This window comes from Streptomyces sp. NPDC027189 (assembly GCF_055566975.1).
Map to the genome: position 1 here is coordinate 97,662 of NZ_JBVHRI010000024.1, position 22,386 is coordinate 120,047.

Here is a 22,386-nt window from a genome sequence, read left to right on the forward strand (position 1 = left end):
GCGATGCCTTGTGCGTTCCAAGACGGCCCGATGCCTCGTGGACTCCAAGACTGCCCGATGCCTGTGGGGCTCCGCGAGTGCCCGACGCCCGCTGGATATCGAGGGGGAGCGATGAGGCTGCACCGCCTGGACATCACCGCCTTCGGGCCCTTCGGCGGTGCCCAGAAGGTCGACTTCGACGAATTGTCCGCCGCCGGTCTCTTCCTGTTGCACGGGCCGACGGGCGCGGGCAAGACCTCGGTCCTGGACGCCGTCTGCTATGCGCTGTACGGAGCGGTGCCCGGCGCCCGCCAGAGCGGTCAGGGCCTTGGCCTGCGCAGCGACCACGCGGCAGCCGCCACCCGCACCGAGATCCGCCTCGAACTCACCGTCGCCGGACGCCGGTTGGAGATCACCCGGCAGCCGCCCTGGGAGCGCCCCAAGAAGCGCGGCGTCGGCACGACGACCGAAAAGGCGCAGAGCTGGCTGCGCGAGTACGACGCGACGGCGGGCTCCTGGAAGGACCTCAGCCGCTCCCACCAGGAGATCGGTGAGGAGATCACCCAGCTGCTCGGCATGAGCCGCGAGCAGTTCTGCCAGGTCGTTCTGTTGCCCCAGGGCGACTTCGCGCGGTTCCTGCGGGCCGACGCCGAGGCCCGCGGGAAGCTGCTCGGCCGTCTCTTCGACACCCACCGCTTCGCCGAGGTCGAGAAGCGCCTGGCCGAGCGACGACGGGCGGCCGAGGCCGAAGTACGGGCCGAGGACGCCGCGTTGCTGGCCGACGCGCACCGGATGCAGCAGGAGGCCGGGAACACGGTCGAGATTCCGCTGCCCGACCTGGCGCCCGGCGATCCGGGCCTCGCCGGCGCCGTCCTGGCCTGGGCCGCCGTGGCCCGCAGCACCGCCCGTGAACGGCTCACGATCGCCCACTGCGCGCGTATGGCCGCCGAATCCGCGCAGGCAGCGGCGGACCGCGTGCTCGACGACGTACGCGAAGTGGCCCGGCTGCAGCGCCGGTTCGCTCAGGCCCGGGAGCGTGCCGTGCTCTTGGAGGAGCGGGCCGACGCCCATCGGGAGGCCCAGGCGCGGATGGAGCGCGCCCGTAAGGCCGAGGCTGTGGCCCCCGCGCTCGACCTGCGCGAGGCCGCCGAGGCCGAGCACCGGCGCGCGGCGGCCGAGGAGGCACACGCGCGTGCCGCCCTGCCGGGGACCTTCGCCGACGCCGGTGCGCCCGGATTCGCGGCGGCGGCGCGCAAGGCTTTCGAGGAACTGGGCGGCCTGGAGTCGGCACGCCGGGCCGAGCGCAGAGTGGCCGAACTCATCGAGGAGCGCGCCGACTTGGACCGGCAGGAGCGCGCCGACGAGGACGTCCTCCAGGAGGCCGAGAGCTGGCTGGCCACGTGGCAGGCGACCCGCGGGGGTATCGAGGCACGGATCGAGTCCGCGCAGGAGGCCGCGACGCTCGCCGAGCAGTTCGCCGTCCAGCGCGAACCGGCGCTGAAGCGGCTCAACGCGGCCCGACAGCGCGACGAGTTCGCCCAGGATACGGACGACGCCGCCGCGCGGGCCCTCGCCTCGCGCGAACGCGCCACGGAGGCGCGCTCCCACTGGCTGGACCTGAAGGAACAGCGCCTGAACGGCATCGCCGCGGAACTCGCCGCCGGTCTCGTCGACGGCGAGCCCTGCGCCGTGTGCGGCGCCACCGAGCACCCCGCGCCCGCGCGGAAGATCGCGGGACATGTCGACCGGGAGGCGGAGGAGCGCGCCCTCACCGCGTATCAGCGTGCCGACGAGGCGGTCGCCGAGGACGAGCGGCGGCTCGGTCTCGTACGCGAGGCACTTGCTGCGGCGAGCGCTGAGGCGGGCGACGCGCCCACGGCACAACTCGCCGAACAGAGCGAGGAGTTGGAGCGACGATACGCCGAGGCGCGCGCCGCCGCCTCCGGGCTGCATGCCGCGCGTGAGGCACGGGAGCAGGCCGAACACGAGCACGAGCGGCGGCTGTCCGCCCAACAGGCGGCCGCCCGCCGCGTCGCCTCACGCGCCTCTCTCAGAGATGCCCTGGACCGCGAGAGGGCCGGTCTGGAAGGGGAGCTGGAGCAGGCGCGCGGCGCCGCCGGAGGCGTGTCCGCGCGGGCCACGCAGCTGGAGCGGCAGGTCGCGCTGCTCACCGAGGCCGCGGACGCCGTCCGTGGGGCCGAGGACGCCGCGCAGCGCCTCAAGGACGCCGACGCGCGACTCTCCGACGCGGCCTTCCGTGCCGGGTTCGACACGCCGCAGGCGGCGGCCGATGCGCTGCTCGACGACGCGGCCCACCGGGAGCTTCAACGACGGCTGGACGCCTGGCAGTCGGAGGAGGCCGCGGTGCGTGCCGTACTCGCCGAGGCCGATACGTCGGCCGCGGCCCAGCGGCCGCCCGCCGACGTATGGGCCGCGGAGCAGGCCGCCGAGTCCGCCGCCCGGCGCCTGCGGGACGCCGCCTCCGCGCAGGACGCGGCCGCGCGGCGCTGCGCGGAGCTCGACGGGCTGTCCGCGCGCGCGGCCAGAGGAGTACGCCGCCTGGCGCCGCTGCGTAAGGAGTACGACCGGGTGGCTCGCCTGGCCGGTCTCGCGGCGGGCACGTCGGCGGACAACGAGCGCAAGATGCGCCTGGAGTCGTATGTCCTCGCCGCGCGCCTGGAGCAGGTCGCCGCCGCCGCGACCGTGCGACTGCAGCGGATGTCCTCCGGGCGCTACACCCTCGTGCACTCCGACGACCGTGCGGGCCGTGGCCGCAGCGGGCTCGGACTGCATGTCGTCGACGCCTGGACCGGCCGGGAGCGCGACACGGCGACACTCTCCGGGGGCGAGACGTTCTTCGCCTCCCTCGCGCTGGCCCTCGGCCTCGCTGACGTCGTCACGGACGAGGCCGGGGGAGTGCGGCTCGACACGCTCTTCATCGACGAGGGCTTCGGCAGTCTCGACGACCAGACCCTCGACGAGGTTCTCGACGTCCTCGACTCGCTGCGGGAGCGCGACCGCAGCGTCGGCATCGTCAGCCATGTCGCGGACCTGCGCCGGCGCATCCACGCCCAGCTGGAGGTGGTGAAGGGGAGAACGGGGTCGGTCGTACGGCAGCGGGGCATCGACGACTGAAAAGGCCAGGCCGGCAGGGCCCGACAGGTCGGGTCTGACGGACGAGGCCCGGCAGGCAGGCCCCGGCTCAGTGGCCCAGCGGTCGCCGCGGCAGCGGTGAGGAGTAGACGACGCTCGTCGTCACCGACCCCAGAGCGCCGATCCTGCCCGACACCTCCTCCAGGTGGCTCATCGAGCGTGCTGCGACCTTGATGACGAAGCAGTCGTCGCCCGTGACATGGTGCGCCTCCAGGATCTCGGGTGTCGCCTCGACGAGGTCGTGGAACGGCTTGTAGTTGCCGTTGGGGTATCTGAGGCGGACGAACGCGAGGATGGGCAGGCCCAGGCTCTCCGGGTCGACGACGGCCGCGTACCCCTGGATGACGCCCGCCTCCTCCAGGCGCCGTACCCGCTCGGTGACCGCGCTCGCGGACATGGAGACGGCCCGGGCCAGCTCGGCGAAACTGGACCGGCCCTCGCGCTGGAGGACATCGAGGATGCGCCAGTCGGTGGCGTCCGGGGAATACGCGGTCATAAGCGATGGATAGCAGGGAAATCCCCGGCTGATCAAGAGTGATGCCGTGGATCGCCACTTCAGGAAGCAGATCACCAGCCGTAGATTTTTGGCCAGGAAGTCCCGCGTGGCCGGTGCGGAAGAAGCACCGGGAGTGCCGGAAACGGCACCGGATCCGCGGGACCCGGGAGGGAAGGCCAGACCATGAACGTGACCGCTGACACCACTGCGAGTGACACCACTGCGAGCAGCCCCGTGACCAGCTCCGTGACCAGCTCGGTGGCCGGCTCCACGACGGTGACGAACCCCGTTCTGCGTGTCGCGCCGGCATCCCCGGCCGCGGCCGCCGCCTACTTCGGCGCGAGCCTCGCCTTCCACGCCGACGTGTCCGACGTCGCCGCCGCCCTCGCCGCCGACGGCGACCCCGGCTTCGTCGTTCTCGACTCCCGGTCGACCGAGTCGTGGGACCAGGGACACATCCCCGGTGCGATCCACCTGCCCTCCACGCTCATCCCCGAGCAGGCCGAGCAGCTCCTCGACAGGTCGGTGCCCGTCGTCACGTACTGCTGGGGCCCTGGCTGCAACGGCGCGACCCGCGCCGCCCTTGCCCTCGCCGAACTCGGCTTCCAGGTCAAGGAGATGCTCGGCGGCTTCGAGTACTGGGCACGCGAGGGCTTCGAGTTCGAGACCTGGGAGGGACGAGAGCGGCGCGCCGCGGACCCGCTGACGGCGCCGGTCGACGCGGAGGACTGCGGCTGCTGACCGGTCTCGGACATCACGCCGAGTCCCGTACGGCCCCGGGCGTCCGGCTCAGTCCGTACGGCCCCGGACATCACGCTGGGTCCCCTGCCACCCAGGGCGTCCGGCTCAGTCCCGTACGACTTCGGGCAGCGGGTGCGGGAAGCGGCGGTCCGCCGCCGTGCACTCGGCCACCGAGCGGGCCGCTCGCAGCACCACGTCGAGGGCGGCGTCGGGGTCGCAGGCGTCTCGCCCGCCGGCCCAGGCGGCGTTGGCCTCGACGACGGCCCGGCGCGGCCGTCGGACCGACGTCGACGACGACGGCACTCCGCAACCCCGCCTCGGAGAGGCGAGCGGCGAAGGCGAGCACCTCGTCCCCGCCGGGGTCCTCGTCGAGCGGTGCGCCGTCCAGTTCGCCCCGCGTGAAGTACCGGCTTCCGGCACGGACTTCGCCGTCCAGTAGGAAGAGCCGGTACTCCCCGGTGAACGCCATGACGTCGCTCACGAGGACGGCGTGTCGTCGTCCACCGCGTCCGGCCCGGGCAGCCGGCTGCCGTCCTGATGGACGCGCGCCGGAAGGCTCTTGATCGTTGGGCGGCTTCAAAGAACGCCGGACGTCGCAGCTGTCGGGTCTCGGCGACGGTGCTGAACTCGATCTCCCTGCCCGTGAGTTCGTACGGCAGCCGGGCCGGACAGTCCGGCGGCGCCTCGAGGAATCCGAGTCCCGGTCCCGGCTCCCCGGCGACGGCGACGGCGACGGCGACGGCGTCCGCGAACAGCGGCCCTGCGTACAGCGTCGCTCGTGCTCGTGGGGGTCGAGGGTCGCGTATCGGACAGGGGAGGGGACACCGAATTTCCCGCGCATCCCCGCCGTGTAGCTTCTGCGCATGGCCAGATACGCGGACCCAGGTGCCGTCGAGTGGGTGGAGTCGGGCGGCGGACCGCTCATAGCGATCCCGGAGGTCGTGCTGCCGTTCTGGTCGGGGGCCGATGGCGACGACATGTCCTCCGACTACGACCGGGCCTGTGACGTCGACGGATTCATCGGCCTCGTGCCCGTCGGCGACACCAGGGCCCTGGTCCTCGGGGACGAGCCCGCCTCGACCTCCTACCTGCCCGAGCACGGCACCTTCGTGCGGTGGTGCGCCGCCGAGTCGGAGGACGAACTGCTCTCCGGAGTCCCCGCGGCCCTCGCGGCTGCGGAGTGGGAGCCGGAGGTGCAGTGGAACGTGCCCGGTCCCGTGGTCCTCTTCGACGCGGCCTGGCCGGGAACCGCCTCGGCGCGCACGGACCACCTGAGGGTCGCGCTGGAGCCGGGGCGGTACGCGGTGCGAGCGGCGTACGTGGAGCCGGGACCTGAGACGTGGGTAGGGCTCGTACAACTGCGTCGGCTGACGTCCTGAGGAAGTGAGTGGTGCGCGGGAATTCACGTGCACCGCACCCGCACACCGCCCATCATGGGCGGTCATGCCCCAACTCCCGCACCCCACCCCCGAAGAACTCCGTCGAGACGTGCTTCCGCTGCGCGGCCGGACCGCCCTTGTCACCGGGGCGGGCCGACGCGGAGGGATCGGCTATGCCGTGGCCCGGCGGCTCGCCGCCTACGGAGCGAGCGTGTATCTGCACCACCACGTGCCGCACGATGCCGCGATGCCGTGGGGCGCCGACCGCCCCGAGGAGGTGGCCGCCGGGGTGCGCGAGGCACTCGGCGACCCCGCGGCCCGGGTCGTCGAGGGGCCGGGCGATCTGTCCGACCCGACGGAGCCGGCCCGGCTGATCAGGACGGCCGCGGACGCGCTCGGCGGAGGTGTCGACATCCTCGTCGCCAACCACGCGCTGAGCGGCTCGGACGGCACCCTCGACACCATCGACGCCGCCATGCTCGACGCCCACTGGGCGGTCGACACCCGCTCGGTGCTCCTCCTCGTCCAGGCCTATGTCCGAGGGCGGGCCGCACTGCCGCCGGGCATGCCGGGCGGCCGCATCGTCATGATGACCTCCGGCCAGGACATCGCGGGCGGCATGCCCGGCGAGATCGCGTACGCCCTGCAGAAGGGCGCCCTCGCGTCGATCACCCGGTCGCTGGCGACCGCCCTCGCCGAGCACGCGATCACCGTGAACACCGTCAATCCCGGTCCTGTGGACACCGGTTACCTGACCGGCGACGCCCACTCGGCCGTCGCGGCGATGTTTCCCGCCGGGCGCTGGGGCCGGCCGGACGATCCCGCGCGCCTCATCGCATGGCTCGCCACGGACGAGGCGGCGTGGATCACCGGGGAGGTCATCGACTCGGAGGGCGGATTCCGCCGCTGACGCCGGCCGATCACGGGAGCTCCCCGGTGTGGGGACGACGACCCGCGGTGGCCGGGCTCGAGCGGTGGGGCTGAGACCGGCCGCCGCGCAGTGAGCGTCAGAGCCGCGACAGCTCGTCCACCAGGTCGTCCAGGCCCAGGGAGCCCTGGGAGAGGGCCGCCATGTGCCAGGCCTTCGCGTCGAAGGCGTCGCCGTGGCGCTTCTTCGCGTTCTCGCGGCCCAGCAGCCAGGCACGCTCGCCGAGCTTGTAGCCGATGGCCTGACCGGGGATGGTGAGGTAGCGGGTCAGCTCGCTCTCCACGAAGTCCGCCGGACGGCTGCTGTGCGCGCCGAAGAACTCCTGTGCCAGCTCAGGGGTCCACCGCTCGCCCGGGTGGAAGGGCGAGTCGGCCGGAATCTCGAGTTCCAAGTGCATGCCGATGTCGACGATGACCCGGGCGGCGCGCATCATCTGCGCATCGAGGTAACCGAGCCGCTGCTCGGCGTCCGTCAGGAAGCCCAGCTCGTCCATCAGGCGCTCCGCGTAGAGCGCCCAGCCCTCGCAGTTGGCGCTGACCCGCCCGACGGTGGCCTGGTAGCGGGACAGGTCCTCGACGACGTACACCCATTGCGCGAGCTGCAGGTGATGCCCGGGCACGCCCTCGTGATACCAGGTCGAGACGAGGTCGTAGACGGGGAAGCGGGTCTGCCCCATCGTGGGCAGCCACGTACGGCCGGGCCGCGTGAAGTCCGCCGACGGCGCGGTGTAGTAAGGGGCCGCCGCACCGCCGGGCGGCGCGATGCGGGACTCCACCTTCCGGACCGGTTCGGCGAGTTCGAAGTGCGTGCCGTCCAGGGCCTCGATCGCCTCGTCCATCAGGCCCTGGAGCCAGGCCTGGACCTCGTCGACGCCCTCGATGTGCCTGCCGTGCTCGTCGAGGTGCGCGAGCGCCACCCACGGCGTCTCGGCGCCGGGCAGGATCTTCTCGGCCTCGGTCCTCATCTCGGCGAGCAGCCGGTGGTACTCGGCCCAGCCGTACGCGTACGCCTCGTCGAGGTCCAGATCCGTACCGTTGAAGTAGCGCGCCAGTCGCGCGTAGCGCTCGCGTCCCACCGTGTTGGGCGCGCCCTCGATCGTGGGCGCGTACACGTCGCGCATCCAGTCCCGCAGGGCCGCCAGCGCCTCGGTCGCGGTGCGGGCCGCCGTGTCCAGCTCGTCGCGCAGCGCCTCGGGGCCCGCCGACGCGAAGTCCTCGAACCAGCCGAGGCCCTGCCCGTCGGTGTCCGACCACTCGGTGAGCTGGTCGACGAAGGTCGCGGTCGGGCGGGGGCCCGCGTACAGCTTGCGGTCCAGGCCGAGGGCGAGGGACGCGCGGTACCCCTCCAGCGCGGCCGGCACCGCGCGCAGGCGCTCGGCGATCGCGGCCCAGTCCTCGTCCGTCTCGGTCGGCGTGAGGGTGAAGACCTGCCGCACCCCGTGCGCCGCCGTGTGCAGGTTGCCGACCGACCGCAGGCCCTCTCCCGCCTCGTGGACGGCGAGTTCGGCGGTGAGGCGCTCGCGCAGCAGCCGGGCGCAGCGGCGCTCCATGTCACGGTCCGCGCCGGGCTGCCGCTCCGCCTCGTCCAGCCGCGCGAGGGTCGCCCGCGCCAGCTCGGCGACGGCCTCCTGGCCGGCGGGCGAGGTGTCGGGGAGCTTGCTGTAACTCTCCTTCACACCGAGATACGTACCGAGAACCGGGTCGAGGGCGATGAGATCGTCGACATAGGCGTCGGCGACCTCTCGGGGCAACGGGCTCTTCGTCTCTGACATGCGGACATCCTCATACGAGGATGCGGTCGGCGTCAGCCCGATAAGCAGGGCCTCGCGCCGGTATCAACCCGATTTCGCCGCGAGCTCGTCCGCGGGCGGCCTGGCCGGGTGGGGATCCCGTTGGGGCGGCAGCAACGGGCCGCAGTCCCACTGCTGGAAGATCAACCGTGTCTCGACCCGTGCCACTTCGCGTTGCGAGGTGAACTCGTCGAGCACGAGTCGCTGCAGGTCCGCCATGTCCGCGACGGCGACATGCACGAGATAGTCGTCGGGTCCGGTGAGATGGAAGACGGTACGGGACTCCGGCAGCGCCCTTATCCGGTCCACGAACGGCCCCACCAACTCCCGTCGATGCGGCCTGACCTGCACGGACAGCAAGGCCTCCAGACCCCGCCCCAGCTTCGCCGGGTCCAGCCGCAGCTGATGGCCGAGAATCACCCCTGCCCGACGCAGCCTCGTCACCCGGTCCAGGCAGGTCGAGGGCGCGACACCGACCTGGGCCGCGAGATCGCGGTATGTGGTCCGGGCGTCGTTCTGCAACAGCCGCAGCAGATGCAGATCCACCGGATCGAGTACGACAGATTCGGCCATGGCGCGAACGTAACACGGGATTCGGCGCATGGACCCCGGCCGGTGTTCAGACTCTCGGGCATGGAATCCGTGGTGTACGACACATACGACGCTCAGTCCGAGCTGAATGGAACCGGCCAGATCCCTGTCGCGCCCTTGGCTCGGGCGCTCGCCACCGAGGCCGTGCACGCCGGGCGGGAGGATCTCGCCGCGCAGGGGCTGCACGCGGCACCGATCGACCTGTCGACCACATACCCCTCGTACGACAGCCGTGGTGAGGCCGCCCGGATCGACGCGTTCGCGGCCGACGGCGCCGAACCGGAGGGGCCGCCCGTCTACGCCCGGCTCGGCAACCCGACCGTCGCCCGCTTCGAGACCGCGCTCGCGCGCCTCGAAGGCACCGAGAGCGCGGTCGCCTTCGCGAGCGGCATGGCCGCACTGAGCGCCGTACTGCTTGTACGGAACGCGATGGGTCTGCGCCATGTCGTCGCCGTACGCCCCCTCTACGGCTGCAGCGACCACCTGCTCACGGCCGGGCTGCTGGGCACCGAGGTGACCTGGGTCGACCCGGCGGGCATCGCGGACGCCGTCCGCCCCGACACCGGCCTGGTGATGGTCGAGTCCCCGGCCAACCCCACGCTCGCCGAACTCGACCTGCGTGCCGTCGCGCACGCCTGCGGTTCGGTCCCGCTCCTCGCCGACAACACCTTCGCCACGCCCGTCCTGCAACGCCCCGTCGAACACGGCGCCCGCCTCGTCCTGCACAGCGCGACCAAGTACCTGGGCGGACACGGCGACGTGATGGCCGGCGTCGTGGCCTGCGACGAGGAGTTCGCCCGCCGGCTGCGCCAAGTCCGTTTCGCGACGGGGGGTGTCCTGCATCCGCTGGCCGGCTATCTGCTGCTGCGCGGGCTGTCGACCCTGCCCGTACGGGTCCGGGCCGCGTCCTCGAACGCCGCCGAACTCGCCCGCCGCCTCGCCGCCGACCCGCGCGTCGCCCGTGTCCACTATCCGCGCATCGGCGGCGCCATGATCGCCTTCGAGGTCCACGGCGACCCACACGACGTCATCGCCGGAGTCCGCCTGATCACCCCCGCCGTCAGCCTCGGCAGCGTGGACACCCTCATCCAGCACCCCGCCTCCATCAGCCACCGCATCGTCCCTCCCCAGGACCGCCACGACGCGGGCGTCAGCGACCACCTGCTCCGGCTGTCGGTGGGGCTGGAGGATGTGGAGGACCTTTGGGGGGACCTGGAGGGGGCGTTGGGGGCTTGAGGAAGTCGGGGCTCGGCCGCGGGCCGGACCGGTTCCCCGGGGGCGGGTCGCCACACCGCCCGAGACCAGTCCTGCGCCGCCCGCCGCACGCGATGTCCGCCTGGGGCGGGCGCCCGTGGGGCGGGCGGTCCGGGACGCACCAGCCACCTGAAGTCACCGGAAGGGCCGGTCACCCCGAGGCGCGCCGCCCGGCCCGGGACCGCCCCGCCCTAGTCCCGCACCGCGTGCTCTCCCCGCTGCCCCTGGTCGTACGGCAGTCGCGAAGCCACCGGAGTGGCGTCCAGGCGGGCGGTGATGACCAGGGTGCCCTCCTCGATCTGGTAGTCGAGGGGGAGGCCGAGGCCGCGCATGGCGGCGACCATGCCGGTGTTGGAGGCCTGCGTGACGGCGTACACGCTCTCGCAGCCGGCCTCGACGGCCATCGTCACGAGGCGGCCGAGCAGTTCGCCGCCGATACCGCGTCGCTGCCAGTCGTCCTCGACGAGGAGCGCGATCTCCGTCTCGTCGCCGTCCCACAGAAGGTGGCCGAGCCCGACGATCCGCCCCGATGCCGTCTGCACGGCGAGGGTGCGTCCGAAGCGGGGGCTGAGCAGATGGTTGAGATAGCGGTCCGCGTCGCCGACCGGGCCGTGGTAGCGCATGCTCAGCGTGCGGGACGAGCAGCGCTCCTGCATCGCCTTGGCGGCCTCGACATCGGAGACGTCGGCGCGTCGCACGGTGATGGCGTTGCCCTGAGGCAGCGTCAACATGTCCTGGCTGCGCGGGATCCGCGGACCGAGCCGCGCGTCCAGCTCCACCAGAGCCCGCGCCCGCGCGAACTCGGTCGGCGTGAACGGCAGATACGGCCGCTCCACCGTGATCACCCCACCCTCCGGCGCCCGCAGCCGCATCACCGTGTCCTCGAGCGCCCCCTCCACGGGAGCCCCCTCCTCAGCCCGCCCGGAACCCGGGGACTTGGCGGGCAGTGAGCGGATCGTGCAGCGGCCGAGCAACTGCCGCAACGCAAGCGGCAGTTCCGCGGCGTCCAGAGCGGTGCGGGTGGCCAGGCCGAGCACCCGCGTCGGCGCGTCCACCAGGTCGTGGGTGTCGGCCCGCTCGATCCAGATGCCGACGCCACCCGCCCGCGACACCGCACGAGTGATCTCGGACGCGGCCAGCTCCGAGGGAGCGCGCAGCAGGAACTCGTCCACCGTGCCCTCCGCGAGCGGGTGCGTCTGCAGGCTCAGAATGTCGACCTGCCGCTGGGCCAGCGCCGTGCACAGCGCGGCGAGCGAACCCGGCGCGTCCTTCACCGTCGTCCGCATCCGCCACAGCACGGTCGCCCCGGCGACGGCGTCTGGCGTCGCGCCGGATTCCCCGTCCCGCTCTCGCTGCTCGGACGGCCCGGCCCGTCGCGCGTCGGCGATCGGCCGGGCGCCGGTATCGTCCGCCGGCGGCGCGTGACCGTGGCGTCGTGCCCACCAAGTGTGGAACCCGGCCGTGGCGATGAGGATTATCGCCGAGATCAACAGCAGGGCGGGCCCGTCCGGTCCGTGCCCGATCAGGTTGGCGACGGCGTCGGCGACCGCGACGGCCGTGAACAGCGCGGCGAGTTCGATGACGTCCCGCCGCCAGTGGTGGACGGGTCGACCGTGCCTCGCACGGGTCACATCAGACATGTCTGGAGTCATGCAACCACTGTGAAGGAAGGGTGTTGCGTGATCACGAACGGTTTGTGACTGATCGGTTAAGTGTCGTTCTGCACCTTTTGCAGTTCTTTTTACGGTTCTTTTGCTCAGGTTGGACGGCTGAGCTTACGACCCTGGTCAGGCGGCGACCCCCTGCGTCAGCGCGGTCCTCAGCCGACGGGCCTGAGTCACCAACTTGGACGAGCCGCGCCTCCCGGCCGCCTGCGCCAGATGCGCGACATCACCGCGCGCCCCGGACCGCTCGGCACAGTCGGCGGCGACGGCCAGCAGATCCCCGAGCCCGCGCGCCGGCCTACCGATCGTCGCGTCCGACGCGAGATCGGCCAGCAGGATCGGCAGCGTCTCGCGGAGCACCGACCAGACGGTGGCGTACGCGCCCGTGGCCGCCGCCGTCCGTATGGACTCGGCCAGCCGCAGCGGCTTGACGGCTCCCCGGCGCACCAACTGCCCGAGGTCGCCGCCGAGCCGCCCCGCGTCGAGCTGCCCCCGCGCGGCCAGCACCAGCAAGGCGTCCACGGCACAGAGCCGGTCCTCCGAATGCCGCGCCCCGAGCCCGTACGCCAGGCACAGATGCAGCGCTTCGCCCGCTTCACCGTCGGCTTCGGCGAGCAGCGGCAGGATGGCGGCTCCCCGTCGGCTGTCGTCCACGGCCACCGAGGACAGGTCGCCCAGTACGCGTGCCGCCACCAACTCCCGCCGCTCGGGCACGACGGCCGGCCAGTGCTGCCGATCCGACTCGTCCCAGTGCGGGCAGTGCCAGCGGTCCTTGAAGACGGACAGCGGACGCCCCAACCCGCGGAACTCCGGCGGGAACTGTCCCTGCAGCTCTTCGAGTTCGCCCAATTCCAGCAGGATGAGGACGCCCGAGGTCCGCCGTCGGCTCAGAGGAAGGTCCGGCCCCTCGGCGGTGAGCCACTGGGCCAGCCGGTACCCCTCAGGGGTGCCGAGGGTGCGGGCCCGCACCGCCGCTGCCTGCGCCGTCGCCCGGTCGTCCCGCCGCACCCTCAGCAGTGCCTGGGCGAAGTCGGCCGTCCCCGGCCGGGCATCGAGCCGTCGGTACGCGGTGAGGCGGGCCACCAGCTCCTCCGGCTCCAACAGTCCCGTGTCCCAGGTGGGCGTGGCCAGCAGGAAGGGCAGCGGTTCGACAAGGATCCGGTGGGCCACCTCCCACAGGCGTGCGTCGAAGGCGCGCGACAGAGCGGCGTGCCGGCAGCCGCCCCTCGTCGTCCCCTGCTGGACCGCCGTGTGAAGTGTGTTGGTACGCACGCGACCGAGCAGGGTCGCGAGAACGACCTCAACGCCGTACGGCGCCTCGCGGAAGTACTCGTCCACGTTCAGGTAAAGCGGATCGGCGTCGATCCACCAGCGTCGGGCGACCACCGGGCGCAGGGCCTCCACCAGGGCGTCGCGATCGTCGTACGCATGCCGGACCAGACCGTCCAAGGTGCGTTCGAACGCGGCCACGTCGCCGCCCGAGGCCAGCAGGGCGCCCACTTCCTCGCCCAGTTCTGCCGCCGAAACCGGGGCAGGAGCGAGCCGGGCCCGCTCCGGCACGGGTGGCAGTACCTCTTCGTGGATCACCGGCACGGAGCTCAGTGCCCCGGCGCCGAGCAGCCTCTCCGCGTGGATTCGCACCCCTGGGCTCAACTCGGCCGCCGCCTCGACGAGTTGCTCACGGACGCCCTCGGAGACGTCCGGCCCGGCCACGTGCCGCTCCACGAGCTTCAGAGCACGCTCCTGCACCTCCGTGTCCTCGTGCCCGAAGGCCTGCGCCACCGCCGGCAGCAGTTCGGCCGCCGTGGACGGATCGCGCCTGAGCGTCTTGCCCAACAGGACGAGCTGCGCCCGTACCAGTTTCTTCTCGGTGCGGAAGAGCACGCCGGACGACATCTCGGCGAGCTGTCGGGGCGTCAATTCGCCGGCCAGTGCCAGGGAGGCGAGGGTCGACTGGGCGTGCCACGCCACCGTCGATGTCGCCTGGGCAGCGAGCGCGATCCAGTCGGCGGAGCGCTGACGCTGCTCGTCCCGGGTCAGGTCGAGGCACGTCAACAGCTTCAGGAACACCCGCTGATCGGCGGGAGCGCCGCCGCGCAGCAGCCGGGCCACGCAGGCGTCGACCAGCGCCTTGCGGTCAAGGGTGCCCTCACCGGCCAGCTGCGCGAGCGCGTTGTACCAACTGCCCGGCCCGTCGCCGAACAGCCAGGCGACCCGGCTGGTCACGTCCAGGGACTCGAAGAGCGCGGCGATCATCCGCGCCAAGTGCGGCTCCTTGCGAAGCCGCTCCGCCACGGTGCCCCCGTGGTGCCACGTACCGCCGATGTGCTCGAACCAGCCCTCCACATAGGCGTCGGTGGTGGGCACCTCACAGCCGGACAGTTGCACGAGCCCCGCCAGCAGCGCATAGGGGATCCGGGATGTGGCCGGGCGCTCGGCGAGCCGGTGCGCCACGTCGCCGAGCCATGCGGTCTCGCGGTCGCCCAGCACATGGAGGAACACCCCGGGAGAGGCCTGGGACCAGCGCATGTCGGCTGACGCGATCCAGGTCGCCGCGCCCGCGGCGCCCGTATGACACGCGGCCCCCGCCGCGTGCAGCGCGGGATAGGCCTTGCGGGACGACTCGCTCCACTGCGCGGTGCGCAGCTCCTTGCGGAGTTCCTTCAACGCGGGCAGACAGGCCCGGCGTTCGGCATCGGTCATCCCGTCCAGGAGTCCCGCTGCCTCCACCGTCTGCCCCGCCCGTACCGCCCGCACCAGCGCTTCGCCGGTCATCGCATATCGCCCCCGTCGACCAGAACCTGTTCGCGTCGTACCTGCGCTCCCCGCCGCACCATCCGCACTGCCAGCGCGTGCTTGCAGGGCCCGCGCCCACCCCGGTACTTCGCCCACCACATGCAGGAGCAGCTCAGCGTCCCGGCGGTGTCGCGGACCCGGTGCACATGTCCGTCGTCGGCGGTCACCGTGCCGAGCGCGCCGTCCAGCGCGACCGCCCCCGCGGCGACCAGGACCCGGGCCGCACGCAGGCGCGGATTGTGGCGCTCCACGCGCTCGGCGTCGTAGGGCAGTTCGCGGTGGAAGTACGCCGCCTCCGCCGTGTCGTACCCCACGCGCCCCGACGTGCCGAGCCGCACCAGTGCGGCGCGCACCCGCTCGGCCGTCAGGCCCGAGGCGGCGGCCAGCTCGCAGACGTCGATGCGCGGCTCCCAGGCGAGGAGGACCGCGATCAACTCCGCGTCCTCGGCGGCCTCGTCGGTGGCGAGGGCGTCCAGCACCCCGCCCTCGCCGGAGAACCCGCGCGAGGCGTCCGGCGACAGGGTGAGCGTGAGCCGCATGCCGGGCAGGACGGCCTCCCATGCGCCGGCGGCAGTGGCCTCACCGGCGACCGGGGGGCCGTACACCCGTAGGGCCGTCGCATGGCGCAGCACCCGCTGCAGCGCGATCAGCCGCTCGGGTCCGGGCAGGCACACCGCCCACGGCACCGGTCGGGTCGTCGGTCGCAGTCCGCGCCCCGCGGGTACCACCCACTGTGCGCTGCGCGCGGCCCCGCGTGTGGAGACGCGCGGAAGCGAGCGCAGGAACCGCACGGCCTCGGCGGCAGGCAGCTCGGCCCGCAGGTCGAACCCGGACGCAATCACCTGGGCCTCGGCGAAACCGCGCAGCCAGCGGTCGGGCAACGGCACCTTCTTCTCGACCACAGGGCCGTCCAGGGTGGTCACGGCCATCTCGTCGGGGCCGACCCGAAGGTGCAGCGGATCGTCCGTGCCGATCCGCGAAAGCGCTTCGCGCAGTGGGTTGTTGACGTCGACATTGGTTGTCCCGTGCCCCACCGCGCCGCTGTCGAGGCCGGCCGTCAGTACGTCCAGACGCGCGTACACCCCGCCGCAGCCGGAGAATGACTCGAAGCGGAGCCGGTCGCCGTTGCCCGTGACCACCGGGTCCAGCGAGGCACGCAGCTGCCGCTGGTAGTAACGGGCCGCCGCCACGTCGGCGACCGCGAGCAGACCGGCGGCCGCGATCTGAGGCGACGTCAAAAAGCCCGCGAAGAACCGCGGATGGTCCTCGAACCCCGTGGGCGTGGCACCGCGTGAGGTCTCAAGTCCCAGGCGCCGCCCGCCCGGTGCGGATTCCAGCGCGGAGGATCGGGTGTAGGCCACGGCCTGCAGTGATCGCGTCATGGAAAAACCGTAGAGGCGACCACTGACAATCGGCTCTGACCTGCGAAAACTTGCTCGCGAACCGGGTCCGGCGACGAGCGAACGGGACCGCGCACCGGGGGATGACTCCGGTGCGCGGCCCTGCGGTTCGAGGGTACGGGAGTCGGAGAGCTCACGGCCCTCCACGGTCCGCGCAGGCGCCCCCGCCCGCCCGTGCTACTGCCCCACGCGCCCCGGCTGCAGCACCTGCGTGAACAGCACGGTCCCGTCCTGCTCGCGCAGCCGCACCGTCAGCTCGCCGCTCGCGCCGTCGATGTCGACCTCGCCGAAGAACTGGTAGCCGCCGGCGGGCGAGACGTTCGAGGCGGTCGGCGCCTTCACGAACACCCGCTCCGGACCGAACGTGTTGTCCAGCACGTTCGCCGGGAAGGCGCCGGCGTTGAGGGGCCCGGAGACGAACTCCCAGAACGGCTCGAAGTCGGTGAAGGCGGCCCGCGACGGCTGGTAGTGCTGGGCCGAGGTGTGGTGCACGTCGGCGGTCAGCCAGACGGTGCCCGTGATCTTGCGGTGCTTGATGAACCGCAGCAGCTCGGCGATCTGCAGCTCGCGCCCGAGCGGCGCGCCCGGGTCGCCCTGGGCCACGGCCTCGATGTTCGACTTGCCCTCGGTCGTGTCCGGCACGACCAGGCCGAGCGGCATGTCCGCGGCGATCACCTTCCACACGGCCCGCGACCGCGACAGTTCCCGCTTGAGCCACTCCAGCTGCTCGGCGCCGAGGATGCCCTGCGGGTCGGTGGTCTGGTCGTCGGGTGAGTTGGCGTTGCGGTACGTCCGCATGTCGAGCACGAAGACGTCCAGCAGCGGACCGTGGCGCATGACCCGGTACACGCGACCGTCCTTGTCGCCCGGTCGCAGCGTCGAGATGGGGAAGTACTCGCTGAACGCGCGACGGGCCCGGGAGGCCAGCACATCGACGCTCTTCTCGGTGTAGCGCGTGTCCGTGGCCGCGATCACCTCGCCCGGGTACCAGTTGTTGCGTACCTCGTGGTCGTCCCACTGGATGATCGACGGCACCTGCGCGTTGAAGCGCTTCAGGTTCTCGTCCAACAGGTTGTAACGGAAGTTGCCGCGGAACTCGGCCAGCGTCTCGGCGACCTTGGACTTCTCCTCGGTCGTGATGTTCCGCCAGGTGCTGCCGTCGGGGAGCGCCGCGGTCGCCGCGATCGGTCCGTCGGCGTAGATGTTGTCGCCGCTGCACAGGAAGAAGTCCGGGTCGAGCTTGGCCATGGCGTCGTAGATCCGGTAGCCGCCGATGTCCGGGTTGATGCCCCAGCCCTGCCCCGCCAGGTCGCCCGACCACAGGAAGCGCACCCCGCCGCGCCGGCCGACCGGCGTTGTTCGGAAGGTGCCGGTCACCGGCTCGCCGGTGCGCCGCGGGTCGTCGGGGTCGGCGAGCAGTACGCGGTAGTGGATCTGCTCTCCCGAGGGCAGCCCGCGCAGCCGTGTCGTCCCCGTGAAGTCGGTGTCCGCGCCGAGCAGCGGACCATGCCATCTGTGTGGGTTGCGGAACGACTCGGTCGCGGACGTCTCGACGATCATCCGGGCGGGGCGGTCGGAACGGACCCACACCAGGCCGGAGTTGGCGGTCACGTCGCCGGCCTGGACGCCCCACCCCGCCTTCGGCCGCCCGGAGAGGGCGAGCGCCGGTGCAGCGCCGAGCGCGGTGGGCAGGGCCAGCGCCGCGGACGCGGCGAGGGAGCCGCGCAGAACGCTGCGGCGACCGGGGAAGGGGCTCTGCGGACGGTGTGACATGAATGCGCCTCCAGGGACGGATTCGGCCAGTGTGCAATGCCACAACTACTGGGGCGCCGCAGCGCACACGGAAACCACAAGTGAACAACTGACCCCGGGGGACAAGGGAACCGGTGTGCGACTGGTGTGCGACGGCGGTGTACCTCAGCCGCGCATGGCGTCCGTCCCGGGCGTCGTGCTACCTGGGCCGCAGGAGCCGCGAAGTGCCCGCGCACGGCGTCCGACCTCGGCTTCGTGGCGGCTCAGCCGCGCGAGCGTCCGCCCGCCGCCCCGCGCTCCTGGGCGGCTCAGCCAGGTACCGCGTCCGCCCTTGGCCCCGAGGTGGTTCAGCCACGCACCGCCTCCGCCATCAACCGCACCCCGTCACGGATCCGCGGGGGAGACAGGTGTGCGTACCCCAGCACGAGCCGTACGCCGTCCTCGACCGCCGCCCCGTAGTGGGCCAGTGGACGCACCGCCACTCCGGCCGCGGTGGCCCGCTCCAGGAAGTGGCCCTGGGGACCGTACCGGTCGGGCAACGCGGCGATGGCATGCAGACCCGCGGCGATTCCAGACACCTCCGTACCCGGAAAGTGCTCCTCCAGGGCGGACACGAGCGCGTCGCGCCGTTCCCGGTAGGCGCGCTGGCAGCGGCGCAGCTGCCGGTCGTAGTCACCCCGTTCCACGAAGCGGGCGAGGACCGCCTGGTCCACGACCGGGTTCCCGAGATCCATCGTGCGCTTGCGTTCGACGACCTCGTCGGAGAGGGACGCGGGGACGAGCAGCCAGCCGAGCCGCAGCCCCGGCGCGAGGGACTTGCTGACCGACCCCGTGTAGGCGACGTGTTCGGGGTCGAGCCCTTGCAGGGCGCCCACCGGGGCACGGTCGTAGCGGAAGTCCCCGTCGTAGTCGTCCTCGATCACCAGACCGTCCACCGAGCGCGCCCAGTCGAGGAGTTCCGCGCGGCGCCGCGCGGAGTACGCGATCCCGGAAGGGAACTGGTGGGCGGGCGTTGTCACCACCGCGCGTGCGCCCGACGCCTGAAGCGGTCCGGTGGCCAGACCTTCCTCGTCCAGCGGCAGCGGTACGGCGCCGATGCCCGCCGAAGCGTACAGCGCACCGTGCTCGGGACTCCCCGGATCCTCGACGCCGACATCGCGCAGCCCGCGCGCGTGGAGCACGAATCCGAGCAGCGTCATCGCCTGCGCGACTCCGGAGACGACGACGAGCCGCTCCGGGTCCGCGACCACGCCCCGGCGCCGGGCGAGCAGTGCGGCGAGGGCGGTACGCAACAGGGGCAGCCCGCGCGGATCCGGGTAGCCCAGTGCTTGGTGCGGGAGTTCGGCCAGTACCCCGCGCTGCGCGGCCGCCCACGCGGCGCGCGGGAACAGCGACAGGTCCGGCGTGCCGGGAACGAAGTCGGCCCGCGCTCCGCCAGGCCGTGGGGCGAGATCACGCGCGCGGGGCCTCGCCGCCCGGGCCGCGCCGCCGACCCAGGTCCCGGCACCCCGGTCACTGCGCAGGTACCCCTCGGCCGTCAACTGCTCGTACGCCTCGGTGACCAGCCCCCGCGACACACCGAGATCGGCGGCGAGCTCACGGCTGGACGGCAGCCGGGTGCCCGGAGCGAGCCGACCGGAACGGACCGCCTCGCGCAGCGCCGCCTGGAGTGTCCGGCCACGCGCGCGTGCCGGGGCCGAAGCGGCGGGCACGAGCAGCTCCCAGGCGGCGGCCCAGGGCGAGGGTCCCGGCGATCCGGTTGTCGGGCCGCTCGAATTGGTCCCCGATGACGTCATGGAAGTGGACCTTAAACCGGACCACGTCCCTTCATAGCGTCACCGTCATGAACGCCACCACCACCCGGGGCGCGTTGCTCGCCGCCCTCGCCTGCGTCCTCGTCGGAGGCTCCTTCACCGCCAACAGCGTCCTGGGCCACTACCCGTACGCGGGTGGCCAGTTCCTTCGCTACGGTCTGGCCTGCGTCCTGCTCCTGCCGCTGCTCGGCCGGGGTGGCGCGGCCCCGCTGCGGCGGCTCGCGGCACGCCAGTGGGTGCGCCTCGCGCTGCTCGCGGCCATAGGCATGGTCGGCTTCAACCTCGCGGTGATCGCGGCCGAACGCACGGCGGAGCCGGCGGTTCCAGGCGTCTTCGTGGGCTGCGCCCCGGTGGTCGTGGCCGTTGTCGTGCCCCTTCAGGAGGGCCGACGCCCGCAACGTCGCGTACTGCATGGGGCGTTGCTCGTGGCGCTCGGAGCCTTCACCGTCCAGGGGTGGGGTCGTACGGACGCGGCCGGGATCGCGTACTCCGTGTGCGCGCTGGCCGGAGAGGTCGGCTTCGCGGTCCTGGCCGTGCCCGTCCTGCGGCCGCTCGGGCCACGGCTGCTGTCGGCCACCGTCTGCGGGATCGCCGCTGTCGAGTCGGCGGTGGCCGGGGTGCCGGCCGGCGGAGCGGCGTGGCTGCGGCTGCCGGACGCCACTGAGGCCGCCGCGCTGTTGTGGCAGGCGGCGGTCGTCACGGTCGTCGGCTTCGTGTGCTGGTACATGGGCATGCAGCGCATCGGTGCGGAGCGCGTCACGCTCTTCTCCGGGCTCATCCCCGTCGCGGCCGCCGGCACCGCGCCGCTCGTCGGCACGGGCGCGTACGGCGCCGCGCAGGCCGTGGGGAGCGCTCTGGTCGGCGCGGGAGTCGCCCTGGGATCCGGTGCGTTGGGTGCCCTGGGGCACCGTTCAGCGGCTGCCGTCGAGGATGACGCGGGCGACGAGCGCCGGATCGTCGTTCATCGGGACGTGCCCGCAGCCGGGCAGCCGCACCAGCCGCGCCCGGGGAATGATGTGCTTGGCGCGGATCCCCTGGCGGCGCACCAGCAGCCGGTCGCGGGTGCCCCAGGCCACGGTGACGGGGAGCCCGGGGATGTCGTCCGTGAACTGGACGGTGGAGCCGGCCCGGAGGGTCTCGGTGAAGCCCTCGGCGTGGGCCAGCGCAAGGGTCTCGGCGACGACGGCCTCGGGTGAACGGCGACCGGGGCGGGCGTAGATGGTGCTCGTCAGCGCCGCGCGCCCGGCCGCGGTTCGCGAGAGCCGCTCGACCACCGGGAGCGGCAGGCGCCGGGCGCCCTGTCGCATCGCGATCAGCACGCCGAACGCGTACCGGCGCTCGACCGGCGACCAGAACCCGGCGGGCGAGAGCGCCGTGACGGACCGTACGAGCTTCTCCCGGCCCAGCTCCAGGGCCAGCAGCCCGCCCAGGGAGTTGCCCGCCACATGCGGCCGCTCGATCGCCAGCGCCTCGCACAGTCCGCTGAGCGCGGGCACCACCGTCGACAAGTCGTGCGTGAGTCCTTCGGGCAGCGCCGGTGACTCGCCGAACCCGGGGAGGTCGACGGCGATGACGTCGCGCTCGGCCGCCAGGATGTGGATGACCGGGTCCCAGGCCTGTCGGTGATGACCGATGCCGTGCAGCAGGAGCAGCGGTTCACCGGCGCCCACGCGCGCGTAGGACATGGTCACGGTCCTCGGGCCGCGCGGAGAGGGGAGGCTGAAGGAGACCGTGGCGGACATGGGGCTGCTCCTCGTCTGGGACACACTGACGGACAGTCTTGTAGACAGCTTGTCAGCAACTGCTACCGACGGGTAGCCCCCGACCGCCACGGATCCGCACGCGCGCGTGTGCCGATGTGTAGTCGTGCTCCACGCGCGCGTGCGTACGTCAACGTGCCCTGCGCACCTCGACGTTGAACTCCGGGTGCCCGATGTGCTGGAACAGGGTCAGCCATATGGGCAGGTACATCTCCGCGGCCCGCGCCGTTCGGATGCCGCCCAGGTCGAGCACGCGGTGCGGCGGCCAGCCGAACTCACCGAGGAGTGCCGTCACCTGCTCCTTCGCGCCCTGGTCCTCCCCAGAGACGAAGATCTGGTGCTCGCCCGGAACCAGGGCGGGGTCGACCATCAGTTGGCAGTTGACGGTGTTGAGGCTCTTCACCACGCGCGCCTGCGGAAAGGCGCGCTGGATCTGCTCGCCCACGCTGTCCGACTCGACGGGGGAGAGCCGCACCTGACCGTCCTCGAACGCGAGGGGATTGGAGACGTCGAGGACGACCTTGCCGTTCAGATTCTCCTCACCGGCCGCTTGCAGCGCGGTGACGGCCACCCGCCCGCCGACCGCGTTCACGACCACCTCGCCGAAGGCCGCCGCCTCCGCGAACGTGCCGTGGCCCGCCCCGGGCCCCGCGCTGTCGGCCCACTCCACAGCGGCCGGATTGTCCTTCGTGCGCGAACCCAACGACACCTCGTGACCCAGTTCGATCAGCTTGCCGCCGAGAGTGCGCCCCACTTCGCCCGTGCCCAGAACCGCGTACCGCATCGTCACTCCTCCAGTGTCGAGGCCGCCGGCCACCGGTGGCCCGCGGGTCATTGTGCTCCGGTCAGCGCCGATTCCGCCTGGACACGGCACGAGGTGTCGGGTGGGA

Annotated in this window: 16 protein-coding genes and 2 pseudogenes; 6 read left to right on the forward strand and 12 right to left on the reverse strand. The window is 72.5% G+C overall.

Translation table 11 applies throughout. The annotated features are described in order from the left end of the window. Positions 1–111: 111 nt before the first annotated feature. Complete coding sequence (locus ACZ4RZ_RS38915) at positions 112–3,114, forward strand: AAA family ATPase (protein WP_467751935.1); 3,003 nt, start codon at positions 112–114, stop codon at positions 3,112–3,114. Positions 3,115–3,181: 67 nt separating this feature from the next. Here ACZ4RZ_RS38915 and ACZ4RZ_RS38920 read toward each other — a convergent pair whose 3' ends face one another. Then, positions 3,182–3,628 carry an Lrp/AsnC family transcriptional regulator gene (locus tag ACZ4RZ_RS38920; RefSeq protein WP_369244993.1) on the reverse strand — a complete coding sequence of 149 codons (447 nt, stop codon included), beginning with the start codon at positions 3,626–3,628 and terminating at the stop codon, positions 3,182–3,184. 183 nt (positions 3,629–3,811) lie between these two features. Here ACZ4RZ_RS38920 and ACZ4RZ_RS38925 point away from each other — a divergent pair, with 183 nt between their 5' ends. Further along, positions 3,812–4,369, forward strand: a complete 558-nt coding sequence (locus ACZ4RZ_RS38925; RefSeq protein WP_467751936.1) for a rhodanese-like domain-containing protein — start codon at positions 3,812–3,814, stop codon at positions 4,367–4,369. Positions 4,370–4,474: 105 nt separating this feature from the next. On the opposite strand, the gene ACZ4RZ_RS38930 is transcribed toward ACZ4RZ_RS38925, so the two are convergent. Both ACZ4RZ_RS38930 and ACZ4RZ_RS38935 read right to left on the reverse strand, forming a co-directional pair. After that, positions 4,475–4,672 (reverse strand): hypothetical protein, encoded by a 198-nt coding sequence (locus ACZ4RZ_RS38930; protein WP_467752012.1) that lies wholly within the window; start codon positions 4,670–4,672, stop codon positions 4,475–4,477. Between the two features lie 19 nt (positions 4,673–4,691). Continuing rightward, positions 4,692–5,348 (reverse strand): annotated as a pseudogene (locus ACZ4RZ_RS38935) (hypothetical protein); the annotation flags it as partial. Between ACZ4RZ_RS38935 and ACZ4RZ_RS38940 the strand changes: the two are divergent. Together ACZ4RZ_RS38940 and ACZ4RZ_RS38945 are read left to right on the forward strand one after the other, a co-directional pair. Next, positions 5,233–5,748 (forward strand): immunity 21 family protein, encoded by a 516-nt coding sequence (locus tag ACZ4RZ_RS38940; protein ID WP_467751938.1) that lies wholly within the window; start codon positions 5,233–5,235, stop codon positions 5,746–5,748. The pseudogene ACZ4RZ_RS38935 and the gene ACZ4RZ_RS38940 sit on opposite strands and share 116 nt — an antisense overlap. Before the next feature lie 64 nt (positions 5,749–5,812). Beyond that, complete coding sequence (locus ACZ4RZ_RS38945) at positions 5,813–6,658, forward strand: SDR family oxidoreductase (protein ID WP_467751940.1); 846 nt, start codon at positions 5,813–5,815, stop codon at positions 6,656–6,658. A gap of 97 nt (positions 6,659–6,755) precedes the next feature. Here the strand turns inward: ACZ4RZ_RS38945 and ACZ4RZ_RS38950 are convergent, their stop codons facing one another. Both ACZ4RZ_RS38950 and ACZ4RZ_RS38955 read right to left on the reverse strand, forming a co-directional pair. Further along, complete coding sequence (locus ACZ4RZ_RS38950) at positions 6,756–8,447, reverse strand: DUF885 domain-containing protein (protein ID WP_467751942.1); 1,692 nt, start codon at positions 8,445–8,447, stop codon at positions 6,756–6,758. Positions 8,448–8,510: 63 nt separating this feature from the next. Next, complete coding sequence (locus ACZ4RZ_RS38955) at positions 8,511–9,038, reverse strand: Lrp/AsnC family transcriptional regulator (protein ID WP_467751943.1); 528 nt, start codon at positions 9,036–9,038, stop codon at positions 8,511–8,513. Positions 9,039–9,098: 60 nt separating this feature from the next. Here ACZ4RZ_RS38955 and ACZ4RZ_RS38960 point away from each other — a divergent pair, with 60 nt between their 5' ends. Further along, positions 9,099–10,292, forward strand: coding sequence for a trans-sulfuration enzyme family protein (locus tag ACZ4RZ_RS38960; RefSeq protein WP_467751945.1), 1,194 nt, complete (start codon positions 9,099–9,101; stop codon positions 10,290–10,292). Between the two features lie 209 nt (positions 10,293–10,501). Here ACZ4RZ_RS38960 and ACZ4RZ_RS38965 read toward each other — a convergent pair whose 3' ends face one another. The 5 genes from ACZ4RZ_RS38965 to pdxR form a co-directional block, all read right to left on the reverse strand. Beyond that, positions 10,502–11,950: a GNAT family N-acetyltransferase gene (locus ACZ4RZ_RS38965; protein ID WP_467751946.1), complete on the reverse strand. Its 1,449-nt coding sequence runs from the start codon at positions 11,948–11,950 to the stop codon at positions 10,502–10,504. Between the two features lie 147 nt (positions 11,951–12,097). Beyond that, the gene (locus ACZ4RZ_RS38970) at positions 12,098–14,749 is read right to left on the reverse strand and encodes a DUF7824 domain-containing protein (RefSeq protein ID WP_467751947.1); all 2,652 of its coding nucleotides are present in this window, start codon (positions 14,747–14,749) and stop codon (positions 12,098–12,100) included. Next, complete coding sequence (locus tag ACZ4RZ_RS38975; RefSeq protein WP_467751949.1) at positions 14,746–16,152, reverse strand: SWIM zinc finger family protein; 1,407 nt, start codon at positions 16,150–16,152, stop codon at positions 14,746–14,748. Before ACZ4RZ_RS38975 ends, ACZ4RZ_RS38970 begins: the two co-directional genes overlap by 4 nt. Before the next feature lie 195 nt (positions 16,153–16,347). Continuing rightward, positions 16,348–17,943, reverse strand: a complete 1,596-nt coding sequence (locus ACZ4RZ_RS38980) for an alkaline phosphatase D family protein (protein ID WP_467751951.1) — start codon at positions 17,941–17,943, stop codon at positions 16,348–16,350. Positions 17,944–18,269: 326 nt separating this feature from the next. Further along, complete coding sequence (gene pdxR, locus ACZ4RZ_RS38985; RefSeq protein ID WP_467751953.1) at positions 18,270–19,718, reverse strand: MocR-like pyridoxine biosynthesis transcription factor PdxR; 1,449 nt, start codon at positions 19,716–19,718, stop codon at positions 18,270–18,272. Positions 19,719–19,765: 47 nt separating this feature from the next. Here pdxR and ACZ4RZ_RS38990 point away from each other — a divergent pair. Next, a pseudogene (locus ACZ4RZ_RS38990) lies at positions 19,766–20,170 on the forward strand (EamA family transporter); the annotation flags it as partial. Positions 20,171–20,647: 477 nt separating this feature from the next. Here the strand turns inward: ACZ4RZ_RS38990 and ACZ4RZ_RS38995 are convergent. Then, positions 20,648–21,478 (reverse strand): alpha/beta fold hydrolase, encoded by an 831-nt coding sequence (locus tag ACZ4RZ_RS38995; RefSeq protein WP_467751955.1) that lies wholly within the window; start codon positions 21,476–21,478, stop codon positions 20,648–20,650. A gap of 148 nt (positions 21,479–21,626) precedes the next feature. Beyond that, the gene (locus ACZ4RZ_RS39000) at positions 21,627–22,280 is read right to left on the reverse strand and encodes an NADPH-dependent F420 reductase (protein ID WP_467751957.1); all 654 of its coding nucleotides are present in this window, start codon (positions 22,278–22,280) and stop codon (positions 21,627–21,629) included. Between the last annotated feature and the right edge of the window lie 106 nt (positions 22,281–22,386).

Excerpts from the sequence above, each read along its gene's own strand:
- ACZ4RZ_RS38945 (WP_467751940.1), top strand. The coding sequence starts at position 5,813 with ATGCCCCAACTCCCGCACCCCACCCCCGAAGAACTCCGTCGAGACGTG.
- ACZ4RZ_RS38960 (WP_467751945.1), top strand. The coding sequence starts at position 9,099 with ATGGAATCCGTGGTGTACGACACATACGACGCTCAGTCCGAGCTGAAT.
- ACZ4RZ_RS38965 (WP_467751946.1), bottom strand. The coding sequence starts at position 11,950 with ATGTCTGATGTGACCCGTGCGAGGCACGGTCGACCCGTCCACCACTGG.
- ACZ4RZ_RS38925 (WP_467751936.1), top strand. The coding sequence starts at position 3,812 with ATGAACGTGACCGCTGACACCACTGCGAGTGACACCACTGCGAGCAGC.
- ACZ4RZ_RS38980 (WP_467751951.1), bottom strand. The coding sequence starts at position 17,943 with ATGTCACACCGTCCGCAGAGCCCCTTCCCCGGTCGCCGCAGCGTTCTG.
- pdxR (WP_467751953.1), bottom strand. The coding sequence starts at position 19,718 with ATGACGTCATCGGGGACCAATTCGAGCGGCCCGACAACCGGATCGCCG.
- ACZ4RZ_RS38975 (WP_467751949.1), bottom strand. The coding sequence starts at position 16,152 with ATGACGCGATCACTGCAGGCCGTGGCCTACACCCGATCCTCCGCGCTG.
- ACZ4RZ_RS39000 (WP_467751957.1), bottom strand. The coding sequence starts at position 22,280 with ATGCGGTACGCGGTTCTGGGCACGGGCGAAGTGGGGCGCACTCTCGGC.
- ACZ4RZ_RS38915 (WP_467751935.1), top strand. The coding sequence starts at position 112 with ATGAGGCTGCACCGCCTGGACATCACCGCCTTCGGGCCCTTCGGCGGT.
- ACZ4RZ_RS38950 (WP_467751942.1), bottom strand. The coding sequence starts at position 8,447 with ATGTCAGAGACGAAGAGCCCGTTGCCCCGAGAGGTCGCCGACGCCTAT.
- ACZ4RZ_RS38920 (WP_369244993.1), bottom strand. The coding sequence starts at position 3,628 with ATGACCGCGTATTCCCCGGACGCCACCGACTGGCGCATCCTCGATGTC.
- ACZ4RZ_RS38955 (WP_467751943.1), bottom strand. The coding sequence starts at position 9,038 with ATGGCCGAATCTGTCGTACTCGATCCGGTGGATCTGCATCTGCTGCGG.
- ACZ4RZ_RS38970 (WP_467751947.1), bottom strand. The coding sequence starts at position 14,749 with ATGACCGGCGAAGCGCTGGTGCGGGCGGTACGGGCGGGGCAGACGGTG.
- ACZ4RZ_RS38995 (WP_467751955.1), bottom strand. The coding sequence starts at position 21,478 with ATGTCCGCCACGGTCTCCTTCAGCCTCCCCTCTCCGCGCGGCCCGAGG.
- ACZ4RZ_RS38940 (WP_467751938.1), top strand. The coding sequence starts at position 5,233 with ATGGCCAGATACGCGGACCCAGGTGCCGTCGAGTGGGTGGAGTCGGGC.